Origin of the sequence: Pseudomonas sp. 21LCFQ010 (genome assembly GCF_024129905.1) — a bacterium.
Lineage (GTDB): Bacteria > Pseudomonadota > Gammaproteobacteria > Pseudomonadales > Pseudomonadaceae > Aquipseudomonas.
On sequence record NZ_JAMYDZ010000019.1, the window covers coordinates 89,487 to 103,579 of the forward strand.

At 60.9% G+C, this 14,093-nt stretch carries 12 protein-coding genes; 4 read left to right on the forward strand and 8 right to left on the reverse strand.

What is annotated here, in order from left to right; genetic code table 11:
* Positions 1-16 precede the first annotated feature (16 nt).
* Complete coding sequence (locus NJC38_RS20175) at positions 17-277, forward strand: DUF1652 domain-containing protein (RefSeq protein ID WP_045481488.1); 261 nt, start codon at positions 17-19, stop codon at positions 275-277.
* Positions 278-421: 144 nt separating this feature from the next.
* Here the strand turns inward: NJC38_RS20175 and NJC38_RS20180 are convergent, their stop codons facing one another.
* Positions 422-1,798 carry an L-serine ammonia-lyase gene (locus tag NJC38_RS20180; RefSeq protein ID WP_253116820.1) on the reverse strand — a complete coding sequence of 459 codons (1,377 nt, stop codon included), beginning with the start codon at positions 1,796-1,798 and terminating at the stop codon, positions 422-424.
* Positions 1,799-1,920: 122 nt separating this feature from the next.
* Here NJC38_RS20180 and NJC38_RS20185 point away from each other — a divergent pair, with 122 nt between their 5' ends.
* Positions 1,921-2,841, forward strand: coding sequence for a LysR substrate-binding domain-containing protein (locus NJC38_RS20185; protein WP_045481482.1), 921 nt, complete (start codon positions 1,921-1,923; stop codon positions 2,839-2,841).
* A gap of 132 nt (positions 2,842-2,973) precedes the next feature.
* Here NJC38_RS20185 and NJC38_RS20190 read toward each other — a convergent pair whose 3' ends face one another.
* Both NJC38_RS20190 and NJC38_RS20195 read right to left on the reverse strand, forming a co-directional pair.
* Positions 2,974-4,746, reverse strand: coding sequence for a bifunctional diguanylate cyclase/phosphodiesterase (locus NJC38_RS20190; RefSeq protein ID WP_253116822.1), 1,773 nt, complete (start codon positions 4,744-4,746; stop codon positions 2,974-2,976).
* Between the two features lie 128 nt (positions 4,747-4,874).
* On the reverse strand, positions 4,875-6,971 hold the full coding sequence (locus tag NJC38_RS20195) for a carboxy terminal-processing peptidase (RefSeq protein ID WP_253116824.1): 2,097 nt from the start codon (positions 6,969-6,971) through the stop codon (positions 4,875-4,877).
* 136 nt (positions 6,972-7,107) lie between these two features.
* On the opposite strand from NJC38_RS20195, the gene NJC38_RS20200 reads away from it, so the two are divergent.
* Together NJC38_RS20200 and NJC38_RS20205 are read left to right on the forward strand one after the other, a co-directional pair.
* Positions 7,108-8,073 (forward strand): NAD(P)H-quinone oxidoreductase, encoded by a 966-nt coding sequence (locus tag NJC38_RS20200; protein ID WP_253116825.1) that lies wholly within the window; start codon positions 7,108-7,110, stop codon positions 8,071-8,073.
* A 519-nt stretch (positions 8,074-8,592) separates the two neighbouring features.
* Positions 8,593-9,324 (forward strand): hypothetical protein, encoded by a 732-nt coding sequence (locus tag NJC38_RS20205; RefSeq protein ID WP_253116827.1) that lies wholly within the window; start codon positions 8,593-8,595, stop codon positions 9,322-9,324.
* Positions 9,325-9,385: 61 nt separating this feature from the next.
* On the opposite strand, the gene NJC38_RS20210 is transcribed toward NJC38_RS20205, so the two are convergent.
* The 5 genes from NJC38_RS20210 to NJC38_RS20230 form a co-directional block, all read right to left on the reverse strand.
* Positions 9,386-10,039, reverse strand: coding sequence for an HAD family hydrolase (locus tag NJC38_RS20210; RefSeq protein WP_253116829.1), 654 nt, complete (start codon positions 10,037-10,039; stop codon positions 9,386-9,388).
* 127 nt (positions 10,040-10,166) lie between these two features.
* Positions 10,167-11,156 carry an ABC transporter ATP-binding protein gene (locus NJC38_RS20215; protein ID WP_253116831.1) on the reverse strand — a complete coding sequence of 330 codons (990 nt, stop codon included), beginning with the start codon at positions 11,154-11,156 and terminating at the stop codon, positions 10,167-10,169.
* 1 nt (position 11,157) lies between these two features.
* Entirely contained in the window at positions 11,158-11,967 is an 810-nt protein-coding gene (locus NJC38_RS20220) for an ABC transporter permease (RefSeq protein ID WP_045481463.1), read from the reverse strand.
* Positions 11,954-12,796, reverse strand: coding sequence for an ABC transporter permease subunit (locus NJC38_RS20225; protein WP_045481460.1), 843 nt, complete (start codon positions 12,794-12,796; stop codon positions 11,954-11,956). Before NJC38_RS20225 ends, NJC38_RS20220 begins: the two co-directional genes overlap by 14 nt.
* A 143-nt stretch (positions 12,797-12,939) precedes the next feature.
* Positions 12,940-14,004, reverse strand: a complete 1,065-nt coding sequence (locus NJC38_RS20230; RefSeq protein ID WP_253116833.1) for an ABC transporter substrate-binding protein — start codon at positions 14,002-14,004, stop codon at positions 12,940-12,942.
* Between the last annotated feature and the right edge of the window lie 89 nt (positions 14,005-14,093).

The window sequence follows — 14,093 nt, forward strand, 5'->3', positions numbered from 1 at the left end:
ATGAAGGGATGTTCTGATGTTCTCGCACAACGAGTTGCGCCATATTCTGGAAAAAGCGTTTGCCCCCACGCCTTGCCGCTGCACGATTTCCCAAGAAGGCACCATCACTCTGGAGTTGCTCAACCCCGAGAGCCACGCCCGCGAACTGCTCGTGCCTGGGATTCCGGTCGCCAGCCTGACCGGCGGCCGGGATCTTGCCGCGCTGGTGCGTGATGTCAAAGAGCGCGCCAGTCGTCGGCATGCCGCCGCAGCCGATCCGGTCAAACGTCAGGGGTAATCGATCGCTTGCTCGGCGTTAGTTTGTAGGACCTGCTTTAGTTTGTAGGACCTGCTTTAGCAGGGAAGATTAGCCGGGAAAGGCAATCTACGAAACGCCTTCGCAGCTAAAGCTGCTCCTACAACAACCACGAGACGCCCGGCCTCAGCACTCTACCAGGCTGACCGCCAGGCCACCGCGCGAGGTTTCCTTGTATTTATCGTGCATGTCCGCGCCGGTGTCGCGCATGGTGCGGATCGCCTGGTCGAGGGAGATGAAGTGCTCACCGTCGCCGCGCAAGGCCATTTGTGCTGCGTTGATGGCTTTCACTGCGGCAATCGCGTTGCGCTCGATGCACGGCACTTGCACCAGCCCGCCGACCGGGTCGCAGGTCAGGCCCAGATTGTGTTCCAGGCCGATTTCTGCGGCGTTTTCCACCTGCTGTGGGGTGGCGCCGAGAATCTCTGCGATGCCGGCCGCCGCCATGGCGCAGGCCGAGCCGACTTCACCCTGACAGCCCACTTCGGCGCCGGAGATCGAAGCGTTTTTCTTGCACAGGATGCCCACTGCCGAGGCACTGAGGAAAAAGCGCACCACATCGTCGTCATTGGCCGCCGGGTTGAATTTCATGAAGTAATGCAGCACCGCCGGGACAATACCCGCCGCACCGTTGGTGGGCGCGGTGACCATGCGCCCGCCGGCGGCGTTTTCTTCGTTGACCGCCAGGGCGAACAGGTTGACCCACTCCATGGCGCTGAGGGTCGAGCCGATCACGTTGGCCTTGCCCACCTCCAGCAGGCTCTGGTGCAAGCGCCAGGCGCGACGACGCACATTCAGGCCGCCGGGCAGAATGCCTTGTTCGCTCAGGCCTTTGTTGACGCAAGCCTGCATGGCAGCCCAGATATCGAGGATCTTGGCGCGGATTTCTGCTTCACTGCGCCAGCACTTTTCGTTCTCCATCATCAACGCCGAAATGCTCAGGTTGTGCGTCTTGCACAGGCGCAGCAGCTCCTTGGCGCTGGAGAAGTCATAAGGCAGTTCGGTACTGTCACCGTCCAGCTGACCGCTGGCGGCCTGCTCGGCATTGATGATGAAGCCGCCGCCGATCGAGTAGTAGGTTTGCTCGTACAACTCGCCGGTCGCGCCATAGGCGCAAATCGTCATGCCGTTGGGGTGGAAGGGCAGGCTTTCGTCGAGCAGCAGCATGTCGCGTGCCCAGATAAACTCGATGTCCTGTTCGCCTGCGACGTTCAGGCGCTGGTCCTTGAGCAGGTTTTCGACGCGCTGGTTGACATCGACGATGTCGACGCGGTCGGGCCATTCGCCCATCAGCCCCATCACGGTGGCGCGGTCGCTGGCATGGCCGATACCCGTGGCCGACAGAGACCCGTACAATCGCACTTCAATTCGTTCCACGCTCGGCAGCAGATTGTGCTTGCGCAGGTCGGTCACGAAGGTTGCACCGGCACGCATCGGCCCGACTGTATGCGAGCTGGACGGCCCGATGCCGATTTTGAACATGTCGAAGACGCTGATAGCCATGTCGTGTAACCCTCGGATAAATAGCCTGAGGCAACAGGCCCCATCTGATGGCTTTATCTTTGGCTGGCGGTCCTGAAACGACAAACGATTGTTCCTATGCAACGCTTTAGCGGAACTGTTCAATGAGCCGAATCGTCAATGCCCAGATGCATGCCTGGCTACAGGTGTTTGCCTGTGCCGCACGACATCTGTCCTTTACCCGCTGCGCCGATGAGCTGCACGTCACCCCTGGCGCGATCAGCCAGCAAATGCGCCAGCTTGAAGAGCGCCTGGGCTTTGCCCTGTTTCACCGGGTCGGCCGTGGTCTGGAACTGACCGCCGAAGGCCAGCGCCTGGCGCTGGTCGCCAACGAGGTGCAGGGGCGTATCAGCGATGAGTTGCGCCTGTTGTATTCCGGGCAGATCGGCGGGGTGTTCAAGCTGCGCTCGATCCCGTCCTTCTTGCACAAGTGGCTGATGCCGCGCCTGCCGCGTCTGCAACAGGCGTTTCCCGACATCCAGTTGCGGGTGATCGCCGAGGACAGCAGCGGCTCGCTGCGCGACGATGATTTCGACCTGGCCATTGACCTTAACGACGGCAGCTACCCAGGGTTGCAGACCACGCCGTTGCTGGAAGAAGAGTTGTACCCGGTGTGCTCGCCGAAACTGCTGGAAGGCCGGCCGCCGCTGGACGGCCCCAGCCAGTTGGTGCATTACCCGCTGCTGCACGACATCACCGCCTGGCGCGGCAGCTACGAATACGCCGAGTGGGAGTTTTACCTGACGGCGATTGGCGCCGAGGGGGTGGATGTGCGCCGTGGCCACACGTTCAACCGCAACCACCTGACCATCGAGGCGGCGCGCATGGGCATGGGCGTGGCCATCGCGCGCAAGACCCTGATCACCAACGAACTGGTGGAAGGCTCGCTGATCGTGCCGTTTGGCCAGCCGATCAAGGCGCGTAAAAAGTACGTGCTGGTGTACCGCGAAGGCGCATTGAGCACGCCATCACGGCGCGCGGTGCATGACTGGCTGGTGCATGAGGCCGGCCAGCATCTGCCGTAGGCTTGAGGTTGTTTGGCCAGGCCGCCGTCTTGCCATCGCGTAGGGCCCTGTAGGAGCCGCTTCAGCGGCGAAGCCTTCGCGGCTAAAGCCACTCCTACTGGGTAATGCCGATCAGTTAAGCGATTATCCGGCTCAGATGCCACTCAACTCCTCAACCCGCGTGGTATCGATGCAATGGATACTGGCGCCGATCACATCCTTGGCGTAGTGCTTGGCCTGTGACGCCAGGTCCGCCAACTGGCTGGCATCGATCTGCGCGCAGGCCTCCACGCGCAGGTACACCACCCCGATCGACAGCGACAGCAGGGCAAACTCCTGGCGCACGCCCTGGCGGTTCAAGGCGTTGAAGCAGCCGGCTTGCAGGTGCTCGGCGCGGTAAAAGCGCCGGCACTGATTCTGGAAGTCCTCCAGCAGCACCTGCAGGCGTTTCTCCCAGTCTTCCACCCCCAGCACCATCAGAAAATCGTCACCGCCGATATGCCCGACGAAGTCGCGGCTGGGGTCGATACGTTCGTTCAGACAGTGCGCCAGGCAGAGCAACACTTCGTCACCGCGCGCGTAGCCGTAGATATCGTTGAACGGCTTGAAACTGTCGATATCGACGTAGCAGATCACCGCCTCGCGCTGTTGTTGCAGCACCCGCGTCAGGCATTGCTGGATCGGTACGTTGCCGGGCAGCAAGGTCAGCGGGTTGGCGTAACGGGCTTGCTGGATCTTCTGTTCGGTGATCAGTTTGAGCACGTCGATCAGCCGGCCCAGCCCCAGATAGGCGCCGTTGCTGGTGATGATAAAGTCTTCTTCGATGCGCTGGCGGGCGCGGCTGGTCAGCAGGCGGCTGACCTGTTGCAGTGATTGGCTCAGCTCGACGGCAAGAAAATCATCGCTCATCAACCGGCTGATCGGCTTGCGGGCGAACAGTTCGGTGGCAAAGGGCTTGAGCAGGGCTTCTGAAAGCGAGTGTCGATGCACGATGCCGCAAGGCCGGGAATTGGCGTCCAGCACCGCCACCGAGTTGAGGTTGGCTTGCTGGCGGAAGGCATCGAGCACTTTTGCCGTGGGCGTGTCACTGCTGACCGCCGCCTGGGCGATCAGCAGCACGCTGAGGTCGGCGTTGTCTTCGTTGAGCGGCACCAGCGCGGCTTCGGCCTTGGGCAGCATGCGCCCGGCATCACGCGGCGGGCATTCCTGAGGACGGGCCAGCAGATAACCTTGAACCAGATCGATGCCCATTTCGGTGAGTACCGCCAGTTCATCCGCCAGTTCGATGCCTTCGGCGATCACCGTCGCCCGCGAGGCCTTGGCCATCTGCAGCATGGAGCCGACGAATTCGCGCTTCACGGCATCCTGATGAATGCCGTCGATAAAGTGCCGGTCGATCTTCACGTAGTCCGGGCGCAACTCCGACCACAGCCGCAGGCTGGAATAGCCGGCGCCCAAATCGTCCAGGGCAATCGAAAAGCCCATGTCGCGGTAGTGGTGCAAAGCCTTGTAGAGCAGGTCGAAGTCGTCAGTGGGGGTCTGCTCGGTCAGCTCGATGACCACGTTCTGCGGCTCGATGTTGTAGCGCTGCAGCATCTTCAGGGTGCGTCCCGGCGGATGCGAGGCTTCGAGCAGCGACTCGGGGGAGACGTTGAGAAACAGTTTGCCCGGCAGTTGTTGCTGGCTGAAGCGTCGGCATGCGCTCTCGCGGCAGGCCAGTTCCAGTTCGCTCAGGCGGCCGGCCTGGCGAGCCACGGCGAACAGGCTGATGGGCGAGTGCAAGGGGCTGTTGGACGGGCCGCGGGTCAGGGCTTCATAGCCCAGCACGCGACGCTCTGAAAGCATGACGATGGGCTGGAACAAGCTGTGCAAATCACCCTGTGCCAGGATGGAACCCAGGGCGCTCAGTTGTTCAGTCACGGTCATGGCGATCTCTACTGCAAGACTGCAAAAAATAAGGGTCTGCTTGACGCTGTCAGCAGACCCTTATTTCACGACAGTTTCATGACTGTATGATGACAGATTGGCACTATGCTATCGCCATCTGACCTCTATCACTTTTTCGCCACCGTGGCACTCAGGCCCAGGTAGTCGATAAGGATGCGCCCGGTTTCGGCCAGGTAGGCGTCATCCTCGGGTTTGGTCTTCTCGTCTTCCACTGGCAGCGCCTCTTCGTCTTCCTTTTTCAGCTCCTTGAGCGGTTCTTCGCCTTTGGCCTTGCGTCGGGTGTTTTCCAGCGCCAGTTGCTGATTCTCGATGGCGGTGTGTTCGGCGCGACGATCGATCTCGTTAAGGCTGACGCTCTTCTCGCTCATCAGCTTGCGGGCCAGGGCCAGACGGTCTTCGATGAACACGAACTCGGCGTCCTTGACCTTGCGCTGGTCATGGCGCGCCTGCAACTGCGCCAGGAACGGCTTGAATGGGTCGCTTGCCGGGCGGATGCGCGGCGGGATGCTGTCCCATGGCATGGCTTCAGGCAGAGCGCTTTCACCGATTTCCTTGGTGTCGATCAAGGACGGGTAGGTGATGTCCGGCACCACACCCTGGTGCTGGGTGCTTTGCCCGGACACCCGGTAGAACTTGGCCAGGGTCAGCTTCAGTTCGCCGTGGTTGAGCGGCTGGATGGTCTGCACGGTGCCTTTGCCGAAGGTCTGGCCACCGATGATCAGTGCGCGATGATAGTCCTGCATGGCGCCGGCGAAGATCTCCGAAGCCGAAGCCGAGAGCCGGTTGACCAGTACCGCCATCGGGCCTTTATAGAAGGCGCCTTTGGCTTCGTCTTCGAGCACATCGACCTTGCCGTCGGCGTTACGCACCAGCACGGTCGGGCCTTTCTCGATAAACAGGCTGGTCAGCTCAGTGGCTTCCTGCAGCGAGCCACCGCCGTTGTTGCGCAGGTCCAGTACCAGACCGTCGACCTTCTCGGCCTGCAGCTCGGTGAGCAGTTTCTTCACGTCACGGGTGGTGCTCTTGTACTCCGGATCGCCAGCTCGGTAGGCCTTGAAGTCCAGGTAGAAGGCCGGGATTTCGATGACGCCGAGCTTGTAGTCGCGACCGTCCTGCTTGAGGTTGAGGATCGACTTCTTGGCCGCCTGCTCTTCAAGCTTGACCGCTTCGCGGGTGATCGACACCACCTTGCTGGTCTGGTCGTTCGGCGCATTGCTGGCCGGGATGATTTCCAGGCGCACCACCGAGCCTTTCGGGCCGCGAATCAGCTTGACCACCTCATCGAGACGCCAGCCGATCACGTCGACCATTTCCTTGTCGCCCTGGGCGACGCCGATGATCTTGTCGGCGGTCGAGACCTGCTTGGTCTTGGCCGCAGGACCGGCCGGCACCAGGCGCACGATCTTGACGTTGTCGCTGTCGCTCTGCAGCACCGCACCGATGCCTTCGAGCGACAGGCTCATGTTGATGTCGAAGTTCTCTGCGCTGTCAGGTGACAGGTAGTTGGTGTGCGGGTCGTAAGACATCGCGAAGGAGTTCAGGTACGCCTGGAAGATGTCTTCGGCGCGGGTCTGGTTCAGGCGCGACAGCTGGTTCTTGTAGCGCTTGGTCAGGGTCTCCTGAATCTTGGCCGGTTCTTTGCCCGCGATCTTCAGGCGCAGGACTTCATCCTTGAGGCGCTTGCGCCACAAGTCGTCCATCTCGGCGTCGGTTTTCGGCCATGGCGCGTCCTTGCGGTCGACCAGCAGGGTTTCCTTGGCGTTGAAGTCGAGCTTGTCGACGCCCTTGTTCAGTTCAGCCAGGGCAAAGTCCATGCGCGACTTGCTGCGGTCGAGGTAGCGCTTGTAGATGGTGAAGCCGGCGTTCAGGTCGCCGCTTTTGAGAAAATCGTCGAACTGGGTCTGCCACTTGTCGAACTCGGCGACGTCGCTGGCCAGAAAGTAGCTGCGCGAGGGGTCGAGCAGCTTGAGGTAGCTGTTGTAGATGATGACCGAACGCTTGTCGTCCAGTGGCGGCTTGCTGTAGTGGTGGCGCTTGAGCAGCTCCACGACATTCAGGCTGGCAATCACTTCGTCGCGATCAGGCTGAAGCTTGTCCCAGCTGTTGGCGGCAAAGGTGCTGGCTGACATCGGCAGGGTGGCCAGGCCGATGAGCAGGGCGAGGGCGCTTCTTGATAGAAACGTACTGGGAATAAAATGCTTCATGCTGATTCGACGCGGAGACAATTGATAACGCATATTAGGCCGTCTTAGAGATCGCCGGTTCCATGGACCCGGTCGCATAATGCAAAAGCCCCCGGCATAGGCCGCGGGCTCAGTCCTGACTCACTATGGAGGCACTGTGAAGGCATTGCAAGGCGTTAACGGACATGTGGAATGGGCTGACAGCACAAGTCCAGCCCTCGATGTAGGACAAGTACGAATCAAGGTGGCGGCTGCCGGTCTCAACCGCGCCGACCTGCTGCAGTGCGAAGGCAAGTACCCGCCACCGCCTGGAGCCAGCGAAATACTTGGTCTGGAGTGCGCCGGGGTGATCGCCGAGGTGGGGCCGGGCAGCAGTTGGCAGGTCGGTGACCGGGTCTGCGCCCTGCTGGCCGGGGGCGGCATGGCTGAAGAGGTGGTGGTCGATGCCCGCCATGTTCTGCCGGTCCCGGAAAACCTGGGCCTGGCCGAAGCGGCAGCGTTGCCGGAGGTGTACGCCACGGCCTGGCTGAACCTGTTCCAGCTGGCAGCCATCAAGCCTGGCGAAAAGGTCTTGCTGCACGCCGGTGCAAGTGGCGTTGGTTCAGCCGCGATTCAGCTCTGCAAGGCTTTTGGCAGCCCGGTCTGGGTCAGTGTCGGCTCCGCTGAGCGGCTGGACTATTGTGTTCAGCTCGGTGCCCAGGGCGGTGTGCTACGCAGCGAAGGTCTGGATGGGCTGAAAGCGCTTGGCCCGTTTGACGCGATCCTCGATCCGGTCGGTGGCGAAGATTATTCCAATGCCAACCTCAAACTGCTGGCCCAGGACGGTCGCTGGGTGCTGATCGGCATGATGGGCGGGCGCCATGCCCAGCTCGACCTGGCCCACGTGCTGGGCAAGCGTATTCAGTTGCTGGGCTCGACCCTGCGCAGCCGCGATGATCAGTTCAAGGCCGACTTGCTCAGCGACCTCGGCCAGCAGGTCTGGCCGCTGTTCGCCGAAGGCCGGCTCAGCCCGCAACTGGCGCGGACTTACCCGATCGAACAGGCCCAGGCGGCTTTCGAAGAGCTTGCCGGCAACCAGGTGTCGGGCAAACTGGTGCTGATCATTGATGGCAGCCTGAGCTGACCCGGTCATGTACGACAGCGCTCGCCCCCGTTCTTCCCAAGACGGTGGCGAGCACCTGTGAGGATGGTTTCAGGTGTTTAACAAGCACAGTGCGCCGACCACTTTCTTGCTGCCCGTCCTGATATTGCGCAACCTGTATGGCAGTGAATTTTGCAGGAAGGTGATGATGCCTGCGATGAGGGGCGCACGTTTAGTAGTGTCTGCCCGCCGCCGCGGCCAACCGGGCCTCGCAGCCGCGGTGCAATGAAATGACGCGCTACAGGTATATGCCGATGCCGATTGCAGCCATGGCGAGCATATCGCGCCGCCTTGGGGCATGAATCTGGGGCTGCGCTACAGCTGGTGAGCCTGGATATCCCCCGTACCTGCATAAACAAGGAAAAGACCTACATTGTTTGACGTGTCGTCTGGCCGACTTTTTTAGGCGGACTCTGTCGAATGGCAGCCTTCTTTCACTCCGCTTGAGCAGCCATGCAATGGCAGTCCGGGCCTGCGTCACCGTTAGTCAGGAGTTCTGTCATGCATCGATTACTTGGCCTCTCATTACTGCTCGCATTATTGAGTAGTTGTGCTGTGCACCCAGAGCGCAATTCTGATGGCGTCTGGATCAACCAGGCGGCCATCAATGCCGCCGTCGGCAGTCACACACTGCGACGGGCGTTGTGGGCCAACGATTCGATCATGGAGTGGCATATCAACACTCACAGCGGTCGAGCGGTTTTTGTCAGCGCTATCGAACGAGGCGAAGGCATTATCACCCGTGCGGTCGACAACCAACTCGATGTGCGCCTCGATGGTGTCAACGTCGTAGAGCTGCGTGTCGATCAGGGGCAGCTGTTTCAGACACAGAGCCTATATGGTCCGCCACAGCGCTTCAGTAAATCCACCGGGTTGGCAGATGCCCAGCCCGGTAGCCGTTTCATACAGGCACTGAACAGCGCTTACCTGGATGGCTCATGGAGTATTGTCAGTGGTGAGGGCCAAGGTAGGTTCGTCCGTTTCTTGCCTGATGGTCGGGTCCAGGGGTTGGCTGACAACGAGCGCTATCAGCTGTGCCTGGGCGGCGATTGTGCAAGCATGAGCGGCGCCAACGACAGCCTGTGGCTGGAAAAAAGCGGTAAGAGCGAACTGTGGTTTTTCGTGCGCAATGGCCGAACGCTGGAAATATTCCATACGGTGAACACCGCACGGAGCGATGAAAAGCCCGTATTTGTTTCAGGTGCACGCCGTTGGTTGCTTGAAAGGCAATAGCCTGCGCAGCCGTCTTCACCCATATGCACAACAGTCCCCGTCCTTCAGGACGGGGCAGATGTCACTTCCAGCGATGTACCGGCCAGCCGGCCTGTTGCGCGTGGGCCAGCAGCACCGGGTCAGGGTTGACCACCTGCGGGTGATCGACCGTCAACAACAGCGGCAGGTCGTTGCGTGAATCGGAATAGAAACTGGCGCCTTCAAGGTTCTCGCCTTCGGCGTCGAGCCATTCCAGCAGGCGGGTGACCTTGCCTTGCTGGTAGGTCAGCACGCCGGTTGTGGCGCCGCTGTAATGACCATGCTGTATGTCCAGATCAATGGCCAGCACTTCATCGATACCCAGGCGCTCGGCGATCGGTGCCACCAGATGCACGCCGGAGGCAGAGATCACCAGAATCCGGTCGCCTTTTGCGCGGTGTTCGGCGATGGCCTTGCAGGCATCGGAAAAGATGATCGGCTCAATGAAGTCCTCGACCCAGGGGCCGACCAAATGTTCGATCTCTTCAGGAGTACGGCCAGCCATTGGCTCCAGGCTGAACGCCATGTAGTCCTCCATGGCCAGTTCACCTGCTTTGTAGGCCTCCATCATCTCGTCGTTGCGGCGCATGAACGAGGCCGGGTCGACCCAGCCCAGGCGGCCCATCTGCTCGCACCATAAGGTGGAGCAGTCACCATCGATGAGGGTTTCGTCCAGATCGAAAATCGCTACGGGCATTGATAGGGTCCTTTATGAGCGTGATGGCGACACTGTACCTTGTGGGAGCGACCTTGGTCGCGAAAGCTGTCGTCCAGACGCCAGAGATGTTGCGTCAGGGCTGATTTTTTCGCCAGCAAGCTCGCTCCTACTGCAGATGGCGAATCGCGGCGGGTTCGATGTTCAGCCCCACTGCCTGCCCGTCGGGTTGCAGGTCCGCCGCCGAGCGGTTGAGCACGTCGACCACCAGCGCCACGCCGTTGACCTGCACGCGGTAACGGATCACGTTGCCCAGCAGGCTGTGGCTGACGATTTCGCCGGCCAGCTCGCCGCTGCTGCTCAGTTCGATGGCCTCCGGGCGAATGGCAATGCGGCTGTCGACCGGGCGTTGCAGCAGGCGGCTGGCGGTCTGGGCGTCGAGCAGGTTGTAGTTGCCGATAAAGCCCGCAGCGAAGGCATCCACCGGCGCGGTGTAGAGGGTTTCGGCGTCGCCGCTCTGGACGATCTGGCCCTGGTTCATCAGCACGATGCGGTCCGACATGGTCAGGGCTTCTTCCTGGTCATGGGTGACGAAGATCGTGGTCAGGCCCAGCTCACGCTGGATGGCGCGGATCTGTTCACGCAGGTGTTTGCGAATCCGTGCATCCAGTGCCGACAGCGGCTCATCGAGCAGCAGCAGGCGCGGGCGGGTCACCAGCGAACGGGCCAGGGCCACCCGCTGGCATTGGCCGCCGGACAACTGGTGTGGGTAGCGTTTGGCAAAATCCTGCAGTTCGACCAACTGCAAAATTTCACTGACCCGGCGTTGGCTGTCGTCAGCGCTGACCTTCTGCATGCGCAGGCCGAAGGCGACGTTCTGCTCCACGCTCATGTTGGGGAACAGCGCGTAGCTCTGGAACACCATGCCGATGTTGCGCTTTTGCGGGGTTTGCGGCACCAGGTCCTGGCCGTCGAGCAGGATGCGCCCGCTGTCCACCGGTGTCAGCCCGGCAATGCAGCGCAGCAGCGTCGACTTGCCACACCCGGACGGGCCGAGCAGGGTAATGAACTCCCCTTTGTCTATGTGCAGGTTGATGTCGCTGAACACAGGCGTGCCGGTGTAGCTCTTTTGCAGCTTTTCGATACTGATAAAACTCATGTCAGCTCTTGTCCTTGTTCAGTCGGTTGGCGACCCAGGTCAGTGCCAGCACGAAGACAAAATAGGAAACCACCAAGGCACTGTTGAAGTGGCCGCTGCTGTTGCGCATGTTGTTCAGGTACACCTGCAAGGTTTCATAGCGGGTGCCGACCAGCAGGTTGGCAAACACGAATTCGCCGAACAGAAAAGAGAACGACAGCAGCAGGGCGACCATCAGGCCCTTGCGCAGGTTGGGCAACACCACCAGAAACGCCGCCTGCCAGGTATTGGCGCCCAACAGCCGGGCGGCGTCCATCAGGTCGATGAGGTTGATCGCCTGCAGGTTGTTGGTGATGGCCCGGTACATGAAGGGCAGGGCGATGGTGAAGTAACAACCGATCAGGATCCACGGCGTACCGACCATGGCCATTGGCCCGGAGCCATACAGCTGTAGCAGCCCCACCGACGACACCACCGGTGGCACGGCAAAGGGCAGCAGGATCAGGATGTTCATCAGCCCGTCCAGCCGCGGGAAGTGGTAATGCACCACGAACAGCAGCGGCAGAATCAACAGCACCGACAGCAGCAGGGCGCCGACGCAGACCAGCAGCGACTGGGCGAAGGCGGTCAGAAACCGCGCGTCGCTCCACAACGCCAGGTACCACTTGAAGGTCAGGCCGCTGGGCAGCACGGTGGCCGACCAGCTGGTTGAGATGGAGTACAGGAACGTGCCGGCCAGCGGCAGCAGCAGGATCAAAAACAGCAACCACACCACCGCACGGTGATACAGGCTGGCCTGTTGTTGTGAAGAGCCTTTCTCAGCGCGCGACATGGTAGCTCCTTCTCAGCAGCCATTGATGCACCACGGTCACCAGGGTCATGAGCCCGACCAGGATCATCGCCAGGGCGCTGGCGGTATTGGGGTCGAGGGTGATGTCACCGGCCACCAGCGCGGCGATGCGGATCGGCAGCACGTTGAAGTTGCCCGTGGTCAGGGCATACACCGTGGCGTAGGCGCCCAGCGCGTTGGCCAGCAGAATCACGAAGGTGCCCAGCAGCGCCGGGGTCAGCACCGGCAGGCCGATATGCCGCCAGAACTGCCAGGGGCTGGCACCGAGCAGCGCCGCCGACTCGGCCCAGTCTTCGCGCAGCGCATCGAAGGCCGGGTAGAGCAGCAGCACGCCCAGAGGAATCTGGAAATAGGTGTAGACAATGATCAGCCCGGTCTTGGAGTACAGGCTGAAGTCATCGATGATCCCGGCCTGTTTGAGCATCAGGGTCACGGCACCGTTGAAGCCCAGCAGGATGATGAACGCGAAGGCCAGCGGCACGCCGGTGAAGTTGCTGGTCATGTTGGCAAAGGCACTGACGAAGTCGCGCAGCCTTGAGTCGACCTGACGCAGCGACCAGGCGCCAATCAGCGCAATGACGATGCCGAACAGGCTCGACCAGAAGCTGATCTCCAGGCTGAACTGGATCGCCTGACGATAAAACCGTGAGTTGAACACCTTGGCGAAATTATCCAGCCCCCAGCCGTTGTCCGACTGCAGGCTATGGATCGCAACCCAGGCCAGCGGCGCGATCTGGAACACGATGAAAAACAGGGCGAAGGGTAGCAGGCATAACAGCGCCAGCCATTGCCCGCGGGAAAGAGACTTCAAGTCAGACGCTCCCAGAGGGTGAAATAAGGTAGGAGCGAGCTTGCTCGCGAAGGCAATATTCCAGGCGCTTAAGATGCAGCGTCTGTCTCGGCCCATTCGCGGCTAAAGCGGATCGCCGCCCGGCCGCTCCTACCGTGGGTCGGTCAATTCATCTCGATGATGACTTGCTCGTTCCACTTTTGCGGCAAGGCCTTGGAGGTTTTTTCCCAGGCATCGGGGTTCTTGATCGGTGTCACGTGCTTGTACTGCTCGTTGGGCAGCAGCTTGGCCTTGACCTCGTCCGGCAGGGTGATGTGCTCGGCGCGGATTGGCCGGGCGTTGCCCTTGGCCAGGTTGATCTGCCCGGCATCACTGAAGATGTACTCACGGGTCAGCTTGGCTGCATTGGGGTGCTTGGCGTATTTGTTGATGATCGTGGTGTAACCGGAAATCACCGAGCCATCGGACGGAATCAGCACCACGTAGTCATCGGGTTTGGCCATCTTGGCTTTGTAGCTCAGGCCGTTGAAGTCCCAGACCACCCCGACTTCGATTTCACCTTTCTCGATGGTCTGGATGGTCGGGTTGGCCAGCGACAGGCGCTTCTGCTTCGCCAGTTCGGTGAACAGTTGCAGGCCCGGCTCGATGTTGGTTTCGTCGCCCTTGAAGGCAAACGAGGCGGCCAGCACACCATTGGTGGCTTGCGCGGCGGTGCTGACGTCACCGATGGAGACCTTGTACTTGCCGGTTTTCAGATCGGCCCAGCTTTTTGGAATTTCCGATCCGTGCAGCAGGTTCTTGTTGACGATAAACGCGATGGTGCCGGTGTAGGCCAGCGCCCAGTGGCCGTCCTTGTCCTTGGCCCAGTCCGGTACCTGCTCCCAGGTGCTCGGCTTGTAAGGCTGGGTCACGCCCTTGGCCGTGGCGATCGGGCCGAAGGCGGCGCCCACGTCACCGATGTCGGCGCTGGCGTTGTCTTTCTCGGCATCGAACTTGGCCACTTCCTGGGCCGAACTCATGTCGGTATCGCTGTGCTTGAGGCCGTACTTGGCGGTCAGGTCAGCCCAGGTGCCTTTCCAGTTGGCCCAGTCATCAGGCATGCCGACGCTGTTGACCGCGCCTTCGGCACGGGCGGCGTCTTCCAGGGATTTCAGATCAGTGTTCGCGAAGGCCGTGTTGCTCAGGGCAATGGCCGAACCCAGCAGTGATGCCAACAAAAGGTGTTTCATTCGAAGCTCCTTGATGCACATGCGGCAAGAGGGTGGTCTTGGTCTAGATCAGCAATACCTGAGCCAAATTAGGCGCCTTGCATGACATT